General features: G+C 73.9%; 16 protein-coding genes. 10 read left to right on the top strand and 6 right to left on the bottom strand.

Annotation, left to right across the window (positions count from 1 at the left end; genetic code table 11):
- The first annotated feature begins 312 nt into the window (after window positions 1-312).
- The gene (locus ACFV4G_RS21250; RefSeq protein WP_380442587.1) at window positions 313-1,692 is read left to right on the top strand and encodes an MFS transporter; all 1,380 of its coding nucleotides are present in this window, start codon (window positions 313-315) and stop codon (window positions 1,690-1,692) included.
- Between the two features lie 156 nt (window positions 1,693-1,848).
- On the opposite strand, the gene ACFV4G_RS21245 is transcribed toward ACFV4G_RS21250, so the two are convergent.
- Window positions 1,849-3,066: a serine hydrolase domain-containing protein gene (locus ACFV4G_RS21245; RefSeq protein ID WP_380442584.1), complete on the bottom strand. Its 1,218-nt coding sequence runs from the start codon at window positions 3,064-3,066 to the stop codon at window positions 1,849-1,851.
- Between the two features lie 200 nt (window positions 3,067-3,266).
- Between ACFV4G_RS21245 and ACFV4G_RS21240 the strand changes: the two genes are divergently transcribed.
- The 6 genes from ACFV4G_RS21240 to ACFV4G_RS21215 all read left to right on the top strand — a co-directional run bounded on the left by ACFV4G_RS21240 (window position 3,267) and on the right by ACFV4G_RS21215 (window position 7,695).
- The gene (locus tag ACFV4G_RS21240; RefSeq protein WP_380442582.1) at window positions 3,267-4,190 is read left to right on the top strand and encodes a hypothetical protein; all 924 of its coding nucleotides are present in this window, start codon (window positions 3,267-3,269) and stop codon (window positions 4,188-4,190) included.
- Between the two features lie 65 nt (window positions 4,191-4,255).
- Window positions 4,256-5,062, top strand: a complete 807-nt coding sequence (locus tag ACFV4G_RS21235; RefSeq protein WP_380442580.1) for an isocitrate lyase/phosphoenolpyruvate mutase family protein — start codon at window positions 4,256-4,258, stop codon at window positions 5,060-5,062.
- Window positions 5,063-5,297: 235 nt separating this feature from the next.
- A complete protein-coding gene (locus ACFV4G_RS21230) occupies window positions 5,298-5,774 on the top strand; it encodes a universal stress protein (protein WP_380442578.1) in 477 nt (158 codons plus the stop codon).
- 174 nt (window positions 5,775-5,948) lie between these two features.
- On the top strand, window positions 5,949-6,596 hold the full coding sequence (locus ACFV4G_RS21225) for an isochorismatase family protein (RefSeq protein ID WP_380442576.1): 648 nt from the start codon (window positions 5,949-5,951) through the stop codon (window positions 6,594-6,596).
- A gap of 170 nt (window positions 6,597-6,766) precedes the next feature.
- Window positions 6,767-7,240: a MarR family winged helix-turn-helix transcriptional regulator gene (locus ACFV4G_RS21220; RefSeq protein WP_380442574.1), complete on the top strand. Its 474-nt coding sequence runs from the start codon at window positions 6,767-6,769 to the stop codon at window positions 7,238-7,240.
- 62 nt (window positions 7,241-7,302) lie between these two features.
- Complete coding sequence (locus tag ACFV4G_RS21215; RefSeq protein WP_380442572.1) at window positions 7,303-7,695, top strand: hypothetical protein; 393 nt, start codon at window positions 7,303-7,305, stop codon at window positions 7,693-7,695.
- A gap of 43 nt (window positions 7,696-7,738) precedes the next feature.
- Here the strand turns inward: ACFV4G_RS21215 and ACFV4G_RS21210 are convergent, their stop codons facing one another.
- Complete coding sequence (locus tag ACFV4G_RS21210; protein ID WP_380442570.1) at window positions 7,739-8,302, bottom strand: dihydrofolate reductase family protein; 564 nt, start codon at window positions 8,300-8,302, stop codon at window positions 7,739-7,741.
- Between the two features lie 186 nt (window positions 8,303-8,488).
- Here ACFV4G_RS21210 and ACFV4G_RS21205 point away from each other — a divergent pair, with 186 nt between their 5' ends.
- Window positions 8,489-8,872, top strand: a complete 384-nt coding sequence (locus ACFV4G_RS21205; RefSeq protein WP_380442568.1) for a hypothetical protein — start codon at window positions 8,489-8,491, stop codon at window positions 8,870-8,872.
- On the opposite strand, the gene ACFV4G_RS21200 is transcribed toward ACFV4G_RS21205, so the two are convergent.
- From ACFV4G_RS21200 to ACFV4G_RS21190, 3 genes are all read right to left on the bottom strand, one after another.
- The gene (locus tag ACFV4G_RS21200) at window positions 8,869-9,660 is read right to left on the bottom strand and encodes a hypothetical protein (RefSeq protein ID WP_380442567.1); all 792 of its coding nucleotides are present in this window, start codon (window positions 9,658-9,660) and stop codon (window positions 8,869-8,871) included. The two genes, ACFV4G_RS21205 and ACFV4G_RS21200, sit on opposite strands and share 4 nt — an antisense overlap.
- A gap of 90 nt (window positions 9,661-9,750) precedes the next feature.
- Entirely contained in the window at window positions 9,751-10,077 is a 327-nt protein-coding gene (locus ACFV4G_RS21195) for a nuclear transport factor 2 family protein (protein ID WP_380442565.1), read from the bottom strand.
- A gap of 59 nt (window positions 10,078-10,136) precedes the next feature.
- Window positions 10,137-10,670, bottom strand: a complete 534-nt coding sequence (locus ACFV4G_RS21190) for a hypothetical protein (RefSeq protein ID WP_380442562.1) — start codon at window positions 10,668-10,670, stop codon at window positions 10,137-10,139.
- A gap of 112 nt (window positions 10,671-10,782) precedes the next feature.
- Here ACFV4G_RS21190 and ACFV4G_RS21185 point away from each other — a divergent pair, with 112 nt between their 5' ends.
- Window positions 10,783-11,040 carry a hypothetical protein gene (locus ACFV4G_RS21185; protein ID WP_380442560.1) on the top strand — a complete coding sequence of 86 codons (258 nt, stop codon included), beginning with the start codon at window positions 10,783-10,785 and terminating at the stop codon, window positions 11,038-11,040.
- Window positions 11,041-11,407: 367 nt separating this feature from the next.
- Here ACFV4G_RS21185 and ACFV4G_RS21180 read toward each other — a convergent pair whose 3' ends face one another.
- Window positions 11,408-12,478 (bottom strand): dienelactone hydrolase family protein, encoded by a 1,071-nt coding sequence (locus tag ACFV4G_RS21180; RefSeq protein ID WP_380442558.1) that lies wholly within the window; start codon window positions 12,476-12,478, stop codon window positions 11,408-11,410.
- Between the two features lie 264 nt (window positions 12,479-12,742).
- Between ACFV4G_RS21180 and ACFV4G_RS21175 the strand changes: the two genes are divergently transcribed.
- On the top strand, window positions 12,743-13,621 hold an 879-nt coding region (locus ACFV4G_RS21175; protein ID WP_380442556.1), incomplete at its 3' end, for a hypothetical protein.

The following is a 13,621-nucleotide window of genomic DNA, read 5'->3' as shown; positions in this document are numbered from 1 at the left end:
CCCGGGTTTGGGCCCGGTGGTTTTCCCCCCCCTACCAACCCCCGGGGTGTCGTGGCCTACGGCACGGCTCCAGGCCCCGTGCGACACGGGCGGGCGGCCCGGCGGCACGGCCGGAAGGCCCGTCCGCTTCGGGACCTTCGTCGGTGATCCGGCCGACCTTCGGCCCGGTGGCGAGCCCGGTGCACCGGGGCAACCGTGGACGGTCGCCTTCGGGCGGCGGCGCCGTCCGACCGGGTGGCGTCCGTCCTGTCGTCTACCCGGCGCACGGCGCGCGAACAGCGCCGCCGTACGCTCCGGAGGATCCCCGAGACCATGTCCCGGACCATCGACAACGCCCCCTATACCGCCTTCCACCGCAGGCTGGCCCTCGCCTGTTCCGGTGGGCCGCTGCTCGACGGCTACATCCTGAGCATCGTCGGCGTCGCCCTCATCGGGATGCGGCCCGACCTCGGCCTGTCCACCGCGGAGGTCAGCCTGATCGGTGCCGCCGCCCTGGTGGGCATGTTCGTCGGCGGCGCCCTGTTCGGCGTGCTGACCGACAAGATCGGCCGGGAGGTGATGTACACCGCCGACCTGCTGGTCATGGTCGCCTGCTCGGTGCTCTCCTTCTGGGTCGACGCGGTGTGGGCGATCGCCGTGCTGCGCTTCGTGCTCGGCATGGCCGTGGCCGCCGACTACCCCATCGCCACCTCCCTGCTGGCGGAGTGGCTGCCCGCCAAGCACCGCGGGCGCCTCCTCGGCCAGCAGATCGTCGCGTGGTACGCCGGTTCGGTCCTCGCCTACGTGGTGGGCTACCTGTTCCTGGAGCTGGCCGGTCCCGGCAGCTGGCGGTGGATGCTGGCGAGCTCGACGGTGCTGTGCGTGGTCTTCCTCGTGATCCGCCGAGGCTCCCCCGAGTCTCCGCGCTGGCTGGCCGCCAACGGGCGGGTCGGCGACGCCGTCCGCGTGGTCGAGAAGCACCTCGGCGTGCGGGTGGACGGCCGGGAGCTGATGCCCGAGGCCGTCGGCGCCGCACGGCGCCCCGGCGGCCTGCGGCTGCTGATGACCCCGCCGTACCGCCGCCGCACCCTGTTCTGCGGCTTGTTCTTCCTCTGCCAGGTGGGCCCGCTGTTCGCGATGCTCACCTTCGGCCCGCAGATCCTCTCCTCGTTCGGCATGCCGGGCGGCACCGTGATGGAGACCCTCGGCACCGGGCTGATCAGTCTCGTGTTCCTGCTCGGCTGCTACCCCGCCCTGCGGCTGATCGACACCAAGGGCCGACGCCCCGTCATCATCTGGTCGTTCGCGCTCATGACCGTCCCGCTCGCGCTGCTGGGCGTGTGGCCCACCGCGCCGGCCGCCGTCGCGCTCACCGCGCTGTGCGCGTACGCCTTCCTGTGCGGCGGGCCCAACGTGCTCGACTGGACCTACCCCAACGAGCTCTTCCCGACCGAGATCCGTGCCACCGCCGTGGGCGTGGCCACCTCGGTGAGCCGGATCGGCGCGGCCGTGGGCACCTACCTGCTGCCGCTGTCGCTGACCGGGCTCGGCACCGGCCCGACCATGCTGATCGCGGCCGGGACCACGGCGCTCGGGCTCCTGGTGTGCGTGCTGTGGGCCGAGGAGACGCGCGGGACGGCGCTGGGCGCCACGCCGACGCCGGCGGGCACGGCGGCCGTCCCGGCGCAGCGGGTGCCGCAGGCGGTGCGCTGACGACACGTGGGTCGGCGGCGCTGCCCGGGGCCCCCCCGCCCCCGCGGGGGGGGCGGCGGCCGGCCCGGGCGCGGGGGGGCCCGCGGGGGGGGGGCTCACCACGCGGGGGGGGGGGCGGGGGCCCGGGGAGCCCCGGGCAGCGCCGCCTGCGCGTCATCAGTGCCCCTGTGGGGCGGACGGGTTGAGGACCGCGCTCAGGAGGCGGTTGGACAGCGGGCTCGGGGCGGAAAAGTCGGGGCTGAGGTTGGAAATGGAGTAGACGGCGCGGATCGACAGGTCGCGGGTGGCGAACATGCCGTTGGCGTAGCCGTCGTCGTGGCCGGTCTTGCCCCAGAGCACGGTGCCGTTCGGCAGCGGGGTGGACATCAGGCCGGCGCCGAAGCAGGCCACCTTGTCGCAGGAGGTGCCGCCGACGAACGGGACGGGCTTGCCCTCGGTGTCCTTGGGCACGGCGAACAGCTCGTTCTGCTGTGCGGCGGGCAGCAGACGGCCCTGGAGGAGGGCGGTGATGAAGTGGTCCAGGTCGGCGGTGGTGGAGATCATGTTGGACGGGGTGCCGCCCTGCTCGCTGACGTCCACCGCGTCGCCCTGGCTGTCGGTCATGTAGCCGTGGAGGTAGGGGCGGGGCATCTCGGGGTCGTCCTCGGGCACCGAGGTCTGGTCGAGGTGCAGCGGGTCCAGGATCCGGCCGGTGATCTCGTCCCTGAAGGAGTCGCCGGTGATCTGCTCGATCAGCTTGCCCCCGATCCGGAAGGCGAGGGAGTTGTACTCCTGCTTGGTGCCGGGGTCGAAGTGCGGGCCGGGCCACGGGCGGTCGGCGGGGCGCAGGGTGTCCTGGATGACCTCGTCGAAGGTCCGGTAGGAGTAGCGGTCGGCGATCGTGTCGTCGACGCCGTCGGCGGGCTTGCCCTCGTCCACGTCCGGCAGGCCGCTGGTGTAGTCGACCAACTCGCGGACGGTGACCGGGGCGAAGGTGTCGGGGAGCAGGCCGGGCAGGTAGTGCTGGACGGTCTGGTCGAGGTCGAGCCGGCCCTCGGCGGCGAGCTGGAGGATGACGGTCGTCTCGAACACCTTGGAGATGCTGCCGGCGTGGAAGTGCGCGTTCTCCGGGATCTTGCGGCCGGTCTGGGAGTCGACGGTGGAGCCGGTCCACAGCCGACCCGGCTCGGCGACCCGGACGACCGCACCGGCGGCGCCGTCACCGGGCCGGGTCTGGATGGCGGCCTCCAGCGCGGCGGGGTTCAGCGGCGGGAACGCCGTCGTGGTGCCCGGACCCGCCTCGGCGAAGGCCTGGGCCCCCGACACGACGGTGACGCCGGTCAGGACGGAACAGGCCAGGCCGAGGGCGGCGGCGCGGCGGACGAGGGGATTCATGTGGCACTCCATGGAGTGATTCGGGTTGAGCTCTGGTCGCTTGGCTACGAGATCGATCGTGCTCGGCCCTCGCCCGGACGGGTATCGGGAACAACCCTGAACGACCCCCGACCCACCGCGCCGCCGTGTCAGGGTGACCACCCATCAGCTCGCGGCACGGTTCGGCCGTCGCCGAACTGTTCCGCGCCTAGCGTGGCCCCATGACGATCTCCGAACCGTCCGTCCACGGGCTCCACGGCGTCCATGACGTCCACGGCGTCCACGGCGTCAGCTCGTACGCCGACGCCCGCGCAGTGCTCGAACAGCCCCTGCTGGTCCCCGAACCCGCCGTCGGTGCGGCGGACTCCCCTGTCGGCTCCCTGGCCTGGCTGCGCGCGACCGTCGCCCGGTTCACCGGCGACGAACAGGTGCACGCGCGTCGGCGCGCCCACGCCGAGGCCGGACTGGCCGGGCTGGACCCCGAGCAACTCCGGCTGGCCGCAGCCGGTTCGGCGGCGGGTGCGGACGGCCGGCCCGCAGACCCCCGGCACGCGGACGACTGGCATACCGCCGACCGGCACGCGGTCGTCCGCACCCTGGCGGAGGCGCTCGGGCTGCCGGGGCCGGACGCGGTGGCCGAGGCGGTCGTCGCCGTCTCGGCGGGGTACTTCGGCGGCCCGCTGACGCCCGTCGAGGCGAAGGCCGCCGACGAGGCCGTCGCCCTGCTGCTGGCCCACGTCGGCGACAACGGAAGCCCGGAGGCCGCGGCGCAGCGGATCGGGCTGCTGGTCCAGGCGTGCGACGCGACGGCCCGCCTGGTCGAACACGCCCGCCGCGCGACACCGGACGGGCTGCCGGCCGGCGGCGCGGCGGGCGTCCTCGGCGAGGTGCTGCGGCACGACCCCCCGGTGCCGGCGCTGCGCCGCCGGGCGGTCGCGGACGTCCGCGTCGGGGAGCGTGAAGTCCGGTCCGGTGAGGCCGTGTTGATCGACGTGGCCGCCGCCCAGCGGGACGCGCCGGACCTCCTCGTCTTCGGCGCCGGCCCGCACCGCTGCCCCGGCCGGGCCCACGCGCTGGCGCTCGCCGCCGGGCTGCTGGAACGGAACGGCCGGGCCGGGCACGTCGCCACGGCGCCGGGCGCCTGACCCGGGAAACTGGGGCGACCAACGCCCCGGACGCAGCCCACCACCTCGTTCTCTCAGGAGCCTCAATGGCCAACACCAACACCGCCGCCGCCAACGCCGCCGCCTTCCGCGAGCTGCACGACCGCCCCGGTGAGCCCCTGCTGCTGCCGAACGCCTGGGACCACGCGTCCGCCGCCGCCCTGGCCGCCGCCGGGTTCCCCGCCATCGCCACCACGAGCCTGGGCGTCTCGGCCGCGGCCGGGCTGCCGGACGGCACCGGCGGGACGCGCGCCGAAATGCTCCGGCTCGCCCGCAGGTTCGGCCACGGGAGGTTCCTGTTCACCGTCGACATCGAGAACGGCTACAGCGACGACCCGGCCGAGGTCGCCGACCTCGCCGCCGAGCTCGCCGAGACCGGCGCGGTCGGCGTCAACCTGGAGGACGGCCGCGCCGACGGCGGCCTCACCCCGCCGCACGTGCACGCCGCGAAGATCGCCGCGATCAAGGCGGCCGTCCCCCTGCTCTTCGTCAACGCCCGTACCGACACCCATTGGCAGCGCGAGCCGGACACCGCCGAGACGGTGTCCCGACTGGCGGCCTACCGGGACGCGGGCGCGGACGGCGTGTTCGTCCCCGGCCTGACCGACCCGGCGGACATCGCCGCAGTGGTGGCCGCGATCCCGCTCCCGCTCAACCTCCTCGCCCCGACCGGCGGCCCGTCCCTCAAGGCCCTCGCCGACCTCGGCGTCCGCCGCGTCAGCCTGGGCGGCCTGCTCTTCCGCATCGCCCTCGGCGCGGCCGTGGACGCCGCCGTCGCCCTGCGCACGGACGGCGTCCTCCCGGCGATGCCGAACGTCCCCGGCTACGCGGCGATCCAGGCGCTCGCGGAGTGATCCCCTGACGGGGCCCGGCCCTCCGGACCGCGTCGACACCCGGCGCCCTCGGCGTGACCAGGACGGACCCAACTTGGTTGGAAAGGACGGAAATTCGTCCATGCTGCGGAGTCGGCCCGGGCACCCCGACCGCGGGGCCGTCGACCATCGGATTGCCTGTGGTGGCCGCCCTGCTTCCCTGACCGTGGCCGCGGTGGCACTGTGGGGGTGACTCCGCACGATCGGAGCGTGACACGTGACGACCGTCGTCTGGCTGACCGAGGGCACCTGGCCCGCCTGTGTCGACGCCGCGCGCGAGCATTCCCCGCCCGGCGCCGACATCGTCCTGCTGTACGTGCGCGACCCCGAGGTCCCCGGGGCCGCGCACGGCGCCTTCGCCGGCCTCTTCGGCCGCGGCCATCGGCGGGAAAACTCCGATCATCTCCCGGGCGACGGCTGGGGCGACGACCCCGGCAGCCGCCTGGAACACCTCGCGGCCGCCTCCGGCGAACACCTCGTGCGCGCCGCCGCCGAGCGCCTCGACCTCCCCTGCACCGCCCAGGTGCGCACCGGCCGCGTCGAACGGGAGGTTGTCACCGCGTCCGAGGCCGCCGACCTCCTGGTCCTCGCCCGCGATGGTGACCGCACCCACCCCGGCCCGCGCAGCCTCGGCCCGGTCACCCGTCACGTCGTCGACCACGCCCCCTGCCCGGTCCTGCTCGTCTGGCCCTGACGGAGGACCCGCCGGGGCCTGCTGGCGGAGGTTCGGCCCGCGCCCGGCCACGCGCTCTCCCAACCGCTCCTCCGTCGGACCGAGTAGTCAAAATTCTTGACTATCAAAGTTTGTGACTGCTTCACTGGAACCAGCGACCGCACCGCGGCACGCACTCGTGAAGGAGTAACGGCCATGCATGGAACGACCACTGACGGATCGTCGCGCTTCACCGAGCAGCTCACTGCGGACAACGCCACCCTGCTGCTCGTCGACCACCAGATCGGGCTGCTCGCCGCAGTGCGCGACTACACCGTCGCCGAGCTCAAGCACAATGTGGTCGCGCTGGCGCGGGCCGCGCGAGTGCTCGGGGTCCCGATCGTGGTGACGACCACGGCGGCGGAGTCCCTGTGGGGGCCACTGGCGCCCGAACTGGCCGCGGCCCTGCCGCCGGAGCTGGAGGTCATCGACCGGAGCACGGTGAACGCGTGGGACGACCCCCGCGTCCGGGCGGCGGTCGAGGCCACCGGGCGGAAGAAGCTGATCGTCGCCGGCGTCTCCACCGAGGTCTGCCTGACCCTGCCCGCCCTCTCGGCCACCGGTGCCGGCTACGACGTGTACGGCGTCGTCGACGCCTCGGGCACGTTCAACGACACCAAACGCACCACCGGCATCCTGCGGATGCAGCAGGCCGGGGTCATCGCCGTCGACTACGCGTCGGTCGCCGTGGAGATGCTCGCCGACAACGCGAGCCCGCTGGCCCCCGCGCTGTACGAGGCCGTGGGCATGGACTTCGGCATCCTGAACGGCCAGCTCCGCGAGGCCTACGCCAAGCAGGCCTGATCGAACAGGCCTACGCCGAACTGGCCTGATGCCGAGGGGCTTGAGACGAAGCAAGCCCTGGACGCCGTCCTGCGGTGGCCGACCCGGCCGGCGCGGACCGCCGGCCGGCCGGGCGATATCGTGCACGGACCAGACCAGCGACCCGCTGCCGATCCGAAAGGGGGACCGCCATGCCGGAGGACGACGCCCGTGCGACGAGCGCCGCACCGGAACCGGACCTCGGGGTGCTGACCGGCATCCTCTTCCGCGCCCTCCAGGACGAGCTCTGGCACACCATGGCCCACGAGGGGTTCGACGACCTCACCCCGCGGCACGGCGCCCTCCTCGCACACCTGCGTCCCGACGGCGTGCGCCCCAGCGAGCTGTCCCAACTGGCAGGCCTGCACAAGCAGATCATCGGCAACACCGTCGACGAGCTCGAAGCCCTCGGCTACGTCGAACGCCGGCCCGACCCCGCCGACCGCCGCGCCAAGCTCGTCGTGCCCACGGAGCGCGGCACCGCCGAGATCGCTGCCGCGCGCCGCGTCCTCGCCGCGATCGGCCGCCGCCACGCCGACGCGATCGGGGCCGAGGAGTACACGCGGTTCATGCGCTCGCTGACCCGCATCGCGCACCTCCAGCAGCGGGCCGTGCAGCAGCCCTGAGCAATGGCCCGACGTGGTCACCACCCACCCGCAGGCCGGAGAGTGAAGGAGCGCCACCGCCCGTGAAGATCGAATTCGACCCCTCGTACGCCTTGGGGGACGTCTCCGGCTCCGCCGAGGACCTGAACCTTCTGGCCCGCGTGGTGGCCGAGGGGGAAGGGGTGATCGACCTCCCGTCCTCGGCCGCGACGGGCCGCCACGACCTCACGAGGGTCGAGGTCAGGGACACACCCGGCCCCGGCGTGCTGCTTCACCTGGACGCCTCGCGCCGGCTACTGGTGATCAGCGGCGACGGCCCGGCGCGGGCGGTGCTGGCCGACAACCTGCGGGAAATGGCCGAGCTCGACGACGGCGGCCACCTCCACATCGAGTACTTCCCCGACCACTTCTACCTCGCGGAGGGATCACTGGCGCTGGTGGTCAACAGCCCGCACGGGGGCATGCCCCGGCGGTGAGACCACACAGGAGCGATGTCCTTCGCGGTCACTGTCGTTCGCGTCAGTCCGACGATTCGGGCACGCGCCGGTAGCGCTCGTAGACGACGCGGGAGCCGAACGTCCTGGTGTCGATCAGGTCCAGCCGGACGTCCTCCGTGACGGGCGGCAGGAAGGGCGTGCCGCCACCGACGACGATCGGGTGGCGGAACATGCGCAGCTCGTCGACGAGCCCGAGCACGACCGCCTGCGCCGCCAGGCCGGCGCCACCGACCTCGACGTCCAGGTCGGTGGCGGCGAGCGCCGCGGCGGCCTCCTCGGCCAGCGGCGCCCGGGCGAGCCGTGCGTTGCCCTCGACGCGGTCGAGCGTGCGGCTGAAGACGACCTTCGGGATCCCGCTCCACACGTCGGCGAACTCGGCCCACAGCTCGGTGTCGCGCATCGACGGGTCCGTCTCCCACGGCAGCATGGTCTCGTACAGCCTGCGGCCGCACAGCAATCCGCCGAGCTCCCTGATCTGTTCGACGTGGAAGCGGAACTGCTCCTCGCTCGGGACCGACCAGCCGAACTTGCCCTCACGGTCGGAAATGAACCCGTCCACCGAGACACCCATCGAGTAGATCAGCATGGCTCCGAGCCTATGCCGCCCGGCGCGCTCACGCCGCTTCCAACGCGACCCCGCCCCGGCCGGGCTCCAGTACCGCCGAGGCCGGCCGCGCCGACCGGTCAGGCGCCGGCGGCGAGGGCCTCGGCGAGGTCGGCGTTGGTGAGGGCGCGGCCTCCGATGCCCCAGGCGCCGTCGCGGGCGTTGAGGATGTTGACCCACGACGGGGTGGTTCACGCCGCCCGCGTAGACGTCGAGGGCTTCTTCGAGCTGGTCAGGCCGGTGGTCGCGGATTCGGCGACGGGCAGCGGCTGCGCCGTCGCCGCCGTCACCATCGGCACCGGCTCGGAGGACGACGACGTGGCGCTGCGCCGGATCGCCTCGACGGCGTTCACGGCATGGGTGGACCGCCTCGCCGAGCGGCTGTCCACCGCCGGGCTCGACGCCGACACCGCGAGCGGACTGGCCGCGACGCTGATCACGCTGCTGCAGGGCGCGCACGTGCTGTGCCGGGCGGCTGGCGACCTCGCACCCTTCGAGCAGGTCGTGCGGACCGCCGGCGCACTCGCGCCGGGGCTGCGACGGAACGGCTAGGAACCGCCCAGAAGCAGCCAGAGCAACAGCGACAGGTACGGCGTGGCCAGCGCCCCGCCGAGGCCCGCGCCGAACACCAGCCCGAAGAGCAGGTCGGCCAGCCACATCACGCGCGTCGGCGCGATCACGCGCGACGGGTCGCGCAGGTCGTAGCGGACCTCGTTGCGCCGGTTGCCCCAGCGGACGGACTCGTCGTGCGCGGAGCCGTCGAGCGCGCGGAAGTGTGCGCGGAGGTCACCGGCCTTGGCGTACGTGGCGAAATCGGGCTTGAACTCCGCCCGCACCGTCACCCCGCGCCGCCACACCCGCCAGCGCTTGACCGGCTGGACCACCCGGAGGGACAGCCCGATCAGCCAGAGGCCGGCCGCCGCCATCGCCCAGGCCACGAGCGTGACCCAGCCTCCGGCCAAAAGGGCGACCGGCACGGCGAGCGCCGCGTGCCCGATCTGCACGCGGACGAGCGGCGACGAGGCGCGCAGGGCCCGGGCCGTCCGCCGCATCGCCCTGACCACGGCGGGCGGCGGCGTGACGTCCCGGATCGGCGGGCGGTCGCCCGGTCCGGGGCTGTCACCGATCAGCGGCTCGATCTCGTCCGCGAGCGCCCGGGCGACCTCCGGTAGCCGGTGCCGGAGCGTCAGCGAGGTGTCGTCGAAGAGCTCGACCGTCAGCGTCCCGCCGTCCACGCCGACCCGGCGCACCCAGACGCCCGGGACGACGATCAGCTCCCGCCCCCGCTGCCAGTGCACCGCGCCGTCGGCCACCCACAGCCGGGCCCGACCCTGCACCATGATCACGCCTGATGACCTGTCAACCGCTCTGCCATCCCCCATGAATGATCATCATACGGACGCGGGGCTCCCGGCGGCTCCGAACAGCGATCAACCGAGGAAGTCCACCCGGTCGATCAGGCCCTCGCGGACCCGGTAGCCGACCAGCACCCGGACCGGGTCGGCCTTGATGCCGTGGGCGATCTCCCGATCCACGACCCACTCCCCCTCGGTCAACCGCCCGACGATCTCGGCCCGGCACTGCGCCTTCGCGAACATGCCCGCGTACACCTCGCGCAGCGCCTCGCGCCCGTCGAGACGGCTGCCGTCGCGGCGGTTGACGGTGACATCGGGGGCGTAGGTCGCCAGGAAGGCGTCCAGGTCATGGCTGTTGTAGGCGGCGAGCTGGCGTTCGACGACGATCTCCGGAGTGGTCATCGGACGATCATGCAGCGCGAGCTGCCGTTCGTCCAGGGATGACCGGGTGACCGTTCGTCTCAGACGTACTGGAGCAGCGGGAAACCCAGAAAGCCGTCGAGGCCCGCCCACTCGAACACGCAGACCGCGGCCACGACGTCCGCCTCCGCCCTCACCCCACCCCACACGCCGCCGCGCCGCTCCCCCACCACATCGCCGCGCGCGGACACCGCCTGGATCCTGAACCCCTGCGTCCGGAACCGGATCTCCCCGCCCGCCATCGACAACACGACGGACCGGCCGGACGGCAGCAGCGAGCGCTGCCCCCTCACCGTCATGCCGGCCCCGGCGAACTCCCCGTGGACGGTCTTCGCCACCCGGCGCAGCGCCGGGCCGCCCGGATTGCCCATGTCGTGGAGGACGAGGACGTCGTTCCCGCCGATGCCGACGGTCCACTCCTCCCAACCCTCCCACTGGCCCTCGACACCACCCCGCGTCGCCCGCGCCCGGTGCAGGAGCACCTCCCCCAACGGGCTCCGGGCGCGTGCATAGAGGCGCCGCTCCTTGGCGGGGTCGCGCCAGTCGCCGGAGCCGACAAGCCTTTCGAATTCCACGTCATCCACCCGAACTTCTCGAAGGTCTCCACTCACGGCGAGACCATGGCCAGAGCGTCATTCCACCCCACGACTCGACGAGCCCACCCGGCGGGCCCCCTTCGGTGCGGCTGTGGGCGACCCCCAAGGGGCTGCCCCTCTTCAACGGAACAATCCCATAACGGGGATCACGACCGGCCTGCGCGTCGCGATGAACGGCGACGAGGCGGACCGAATCACCGCTGCCACAGGGTTCTTCGAATCACTGCTGAACGCCTGGGACGACGGGTTCGGCCTCGCATCGGTCCGGCCGGCCGTCGGGCCGGAATCACGCGCCTACTGCCGTGCCTGGAACGACTTCGGGGGCATCGAGTCGCCCGCCTGGATGTGATGAGCCGATTCTGTGACGGCCCGGCAGTCAGCGCTCGTCGACGGCGTAACCCAGGCTCCGGGCCTGCTCGGCGACGGCGGTGAAGTCCGCGGTCGCCGACAGGGCGGCCACCGTTCGGCGGGTGAGCGGGGCGCCGGTCAGGACGGCCTGGACGGCTTCGTGGTCGATGTCGCGTTCGTAGTAGTCCCCGGCCCAGTCGGTGTACGCCTCCGCCGTGCCGTCCGCCAGCAGGCCGAACAGCCAGTCGGCGCCGTCCGATTCGTCGTCGGCGAACTTGACCGGGCCGCTTCCCCACCCCTCCGCGCCCGTCTCGTGCCACGGGATGCGTTCCGTGCGTCCGCCGGTCCTGCGTCCGGCCCGGTGAGGGCTACCGCTTCCAGGGGCGGGCGAACTCGTGCAGGGCCGCCACGGCCGCGGGTGCCAGGGTGTGGTCGTTCACCGGCGTGCCGGCCGGGTGGAGGAAGTGGTCGACGCCGTCGAGGGTGCGCAGGCCGGGGCCGGTGGTGCGGGCATGGGCGAGGGCGGCGAGCAGGGGCGGGGTGGTCGCGCAGGGGACGTTGGTGTCGGCGGTGCCGCACGTGACGGTGACCCGGGTGCCGGGGCGAAGGGCGCGGGCGACGTCGGGCGGGTAGACGGTGTCGTCGCTGCGCACGAAGCGGGCGTTGTTCGGGCCGAACAACGCGTTCAGGAGGGCGGCGAGCGGGGGCAGCAGCGTGCTCGTGTCGGCCGGGCGGCCGGCCCGGAATTCCGCTATTGCGGCGCTCACGCCCGCCTTGTTCGCCTCGGCCTGCGCCGCGGTCACCTGGCCGGCGGCCACGGCCTGGTCGAGCTGGCCGGCGACCTGGGCGGCGAGGAGGTCGAGCAGGCGAGCGTCCTGCGGGGCCAGCAGTGCGAGGCCGGCCGGCGCGGGCCGGACCGTCCGGGCGACGAGGAGGGCCTGCAGGCCGCCCTCGCTGTGGCCGACCACCAGCAGGGCGTGCGGGTCGGCCTCGGGCTGGTCGCGCAGGGTGGTGTAGGCGGCCGCGGCCTGGCGGGTGAAGGCGTCGAGGTCGAGCCGGCCGGGGTCACCCTGGTAGGCGCCGGGGCCGGTGCGGCCGGTGAAGTACTTGTCGAAGCGCAGCGTCATGACGCCGTCGCCGCCGAGGGTGTCGGCGAGTTGGGCGAGGGTGCCCGGGGTCAGTGCGGGCGGCTCGTCGCCGTTGCGGTCGGTCGGCCCGCTGCCGGGGAGCAGCAGGGCGGCGGCGAGGCGGTGTCCGGCGCGGTGGGCGGGGACGTGGAGGGTGCCGTAGGCAGTCGTGCCGTCGGCGGTGAAGCGGATCTCGCGGTCGGCGGCGGGGATGAGCCCGCCGCGGTCGGCCGCGGTCGCGGCGGGTGTGCCCAGCCCTGCCACGGAGACTGCGGCGAGCAGGACGGCCGTCGCCAAGGTACGCCAACGCATCTGTGTTCTCCCGAGAGTTGAGGTGTGGTTCAGCGGCCGATCGGTTGCATGACCGTCACGAGGGCGGCCGGCTCCCCAACCTACGTGAGCATCTCGTGGATGCGGCGGCGCGGGCCGTGCTGCCGGTCGACCGGCGGGAGCGCCGGGGCCGTGGCCCGAATGCAACGCCGGTGGGGCCCGGCGGTCCTCGGCCCGCAGGTCCACTGGCATCATGAACGCCCGGTGGCGGTCGGCCGGTTCGGGGAGGGAAGGGCAGGGGACGGGATGCCGTTTCGGTTCCACTTCACGGGCGAGGACCTGGCCCGGACGCGCGTGGCCGGGAGCGTGGCTCCGATGATGGAGCTGAACGCGGCCCTGCGCGTCCTGCAGGACCGCGGCCAGGACGTGCGGTTCGGGGCGTGGCGCCGCGAGGTCCGGGGCCGGCTGGGGCCGCGGGCGCGGATGGTCCTGGACCTGGTGCCGTCGCACGGGCTGTCGCCGGGGTTCCTCAACCCGACGGGCACCCGGAGCGTCGCGGAGCTGCTGGAGGCCGTCGCGGCCACGCCGGGCCGGCGGATCCGGGAGGACCTCGCCGAGGTGGCGGCCGTGCAGCCGGTCCCCGGGTGGGCCCGGGCGCTGGGCGAGGACCGGGAGTTGCTGGGCCGGCTGGTCGGGGCGCTCGGCCACGTCCACGACGTGCTGCTCGCGCCGTACCGGGCGCCGGCGGAGGACCTGCTCGCGGCCGACCGCGCGGCCCGTGGGCGCGACCTGCTGGAGGGCGGGGTCCAGCGGCTGTTCAACCAGCTGCTTCCGTCGCGCATCCGGTGGGAGGCGCCGGTGTTGAGCGTCAAGATGTTCTCGGGGTTGGACGAGGACATGCACCTGGACGGCCGGGGGCTGCTGCTGATCCCCTCCGCGTTCGTCACGGGGGCGGCCGTGGTGTTCCCGGAGGGGAGGCCGCAGCCCGTGCTGCTCTACCCGGCTCACCAGCCGGACGCCGTACGGCCGTTGGGCTCCGCGTCGGCGCCGACGTCCGCGGCGCTCGCGGCGCTGCTGGGCCGTACCCGCGCGGCCCGGGGGGGCGGGCGCGCCAGGGGGGGGGGGGGGGGGCGAAGGGTGTGGAGGGCCGCCCCCGGTGCTGTAAGGGGGGGCGGGCGGGGGGGC

Origin of the sequence: Kitasatospora sp. NPDC059747 (assembly GCF_042732955.1) — a bacterium.
Lineage (GTDB): Bacteria > Actinomycetota > Actinomycetes > Streptomycetales > Streptomycetaceae > Kitasatospora.
Note: the sequence above shows the minus strand (reverse complement) of the source record. Positions and strands in the feature narration are given on the sequence as shown.

Coding starts and splice junctions, on each gene's coding strand:
- ACFV4G_RS21250 (WP_380442587.1), top strand. CDS start 313: ATGTCCCGGACCATCGACAACGCCCCCTATACCGCCTTCCACCGCAGG.
- ACFV4G_RS21245 (WP_380442584.1), bottom strand. CDS start 3,066: ATGAATCCCCTCGTCCGCCGCGCCGCCGCCCTCGGCCTGGCCTGTTCC.
- ACFV4G_RS21240 (WP_380442582.1), top strand. CDS start 3,267: ATGACGATCTCCGAACCGTCCGTCCACGGGCTCCACGGCGTCCATGAC.
- ACFV4G_RS21235 (WP_380442580.1), top strand. CDS start 4,256: ATGGCCAACACCAACACCGCCGCCGCCAACGCCGCCGCCTTCCGCGAG.
- ACFV4G_RS21225 (WP_380442576.1), top strand. CDS start 5,949: ATGCATGGAACGACCACTGACGGATCGTCGCGCTTCACCGAGCAGCTC.
- ACFV4G_RS21220 (WP_380442574.1), top strand. CDS start 6,767: ATGCCGGAGGACGACGCCCGTGCGACGAGCGCCGCACCGGAACCGGAC.
- ACFV4G_RS21210 (WP_380442570.1), bottom strand. CDS start 8,302: ATGCTGATCTACTCGATGGGTGTCTCGGTGGACGGGTTCATTTCCGAC.
- ACFV4G_RS21205 (WP_380442568.1), top strand. CDS start 8,489: ATGTTGACCCACGACGGGGTGGTTCACGCCGCCCGCGTAGACGTCGAG.
- ACFV4G_RS21200 (WP_380442567.1), bottom strand. CDS start 9,660: ATGGTGCAGGGTCGGGCCCGGCTGTGGGTGGCCGACGGCGCGGTGCAC.
- ACFV4G_RS21195 (WP_380442565.1), bottom strand. CDS start 10,077: ATGACCACTCCGGAGATCGTCGTCGAACGCCAGCTCGCCGCCTACAAC.
- ACFV4G_RS21180 (WP_380442558.1), bottom strand. CDS start 12,478: ATGCGTTGGCGTACCTTGGCGACGGCCGTCCTGCTCGCCGCAGTCTCC.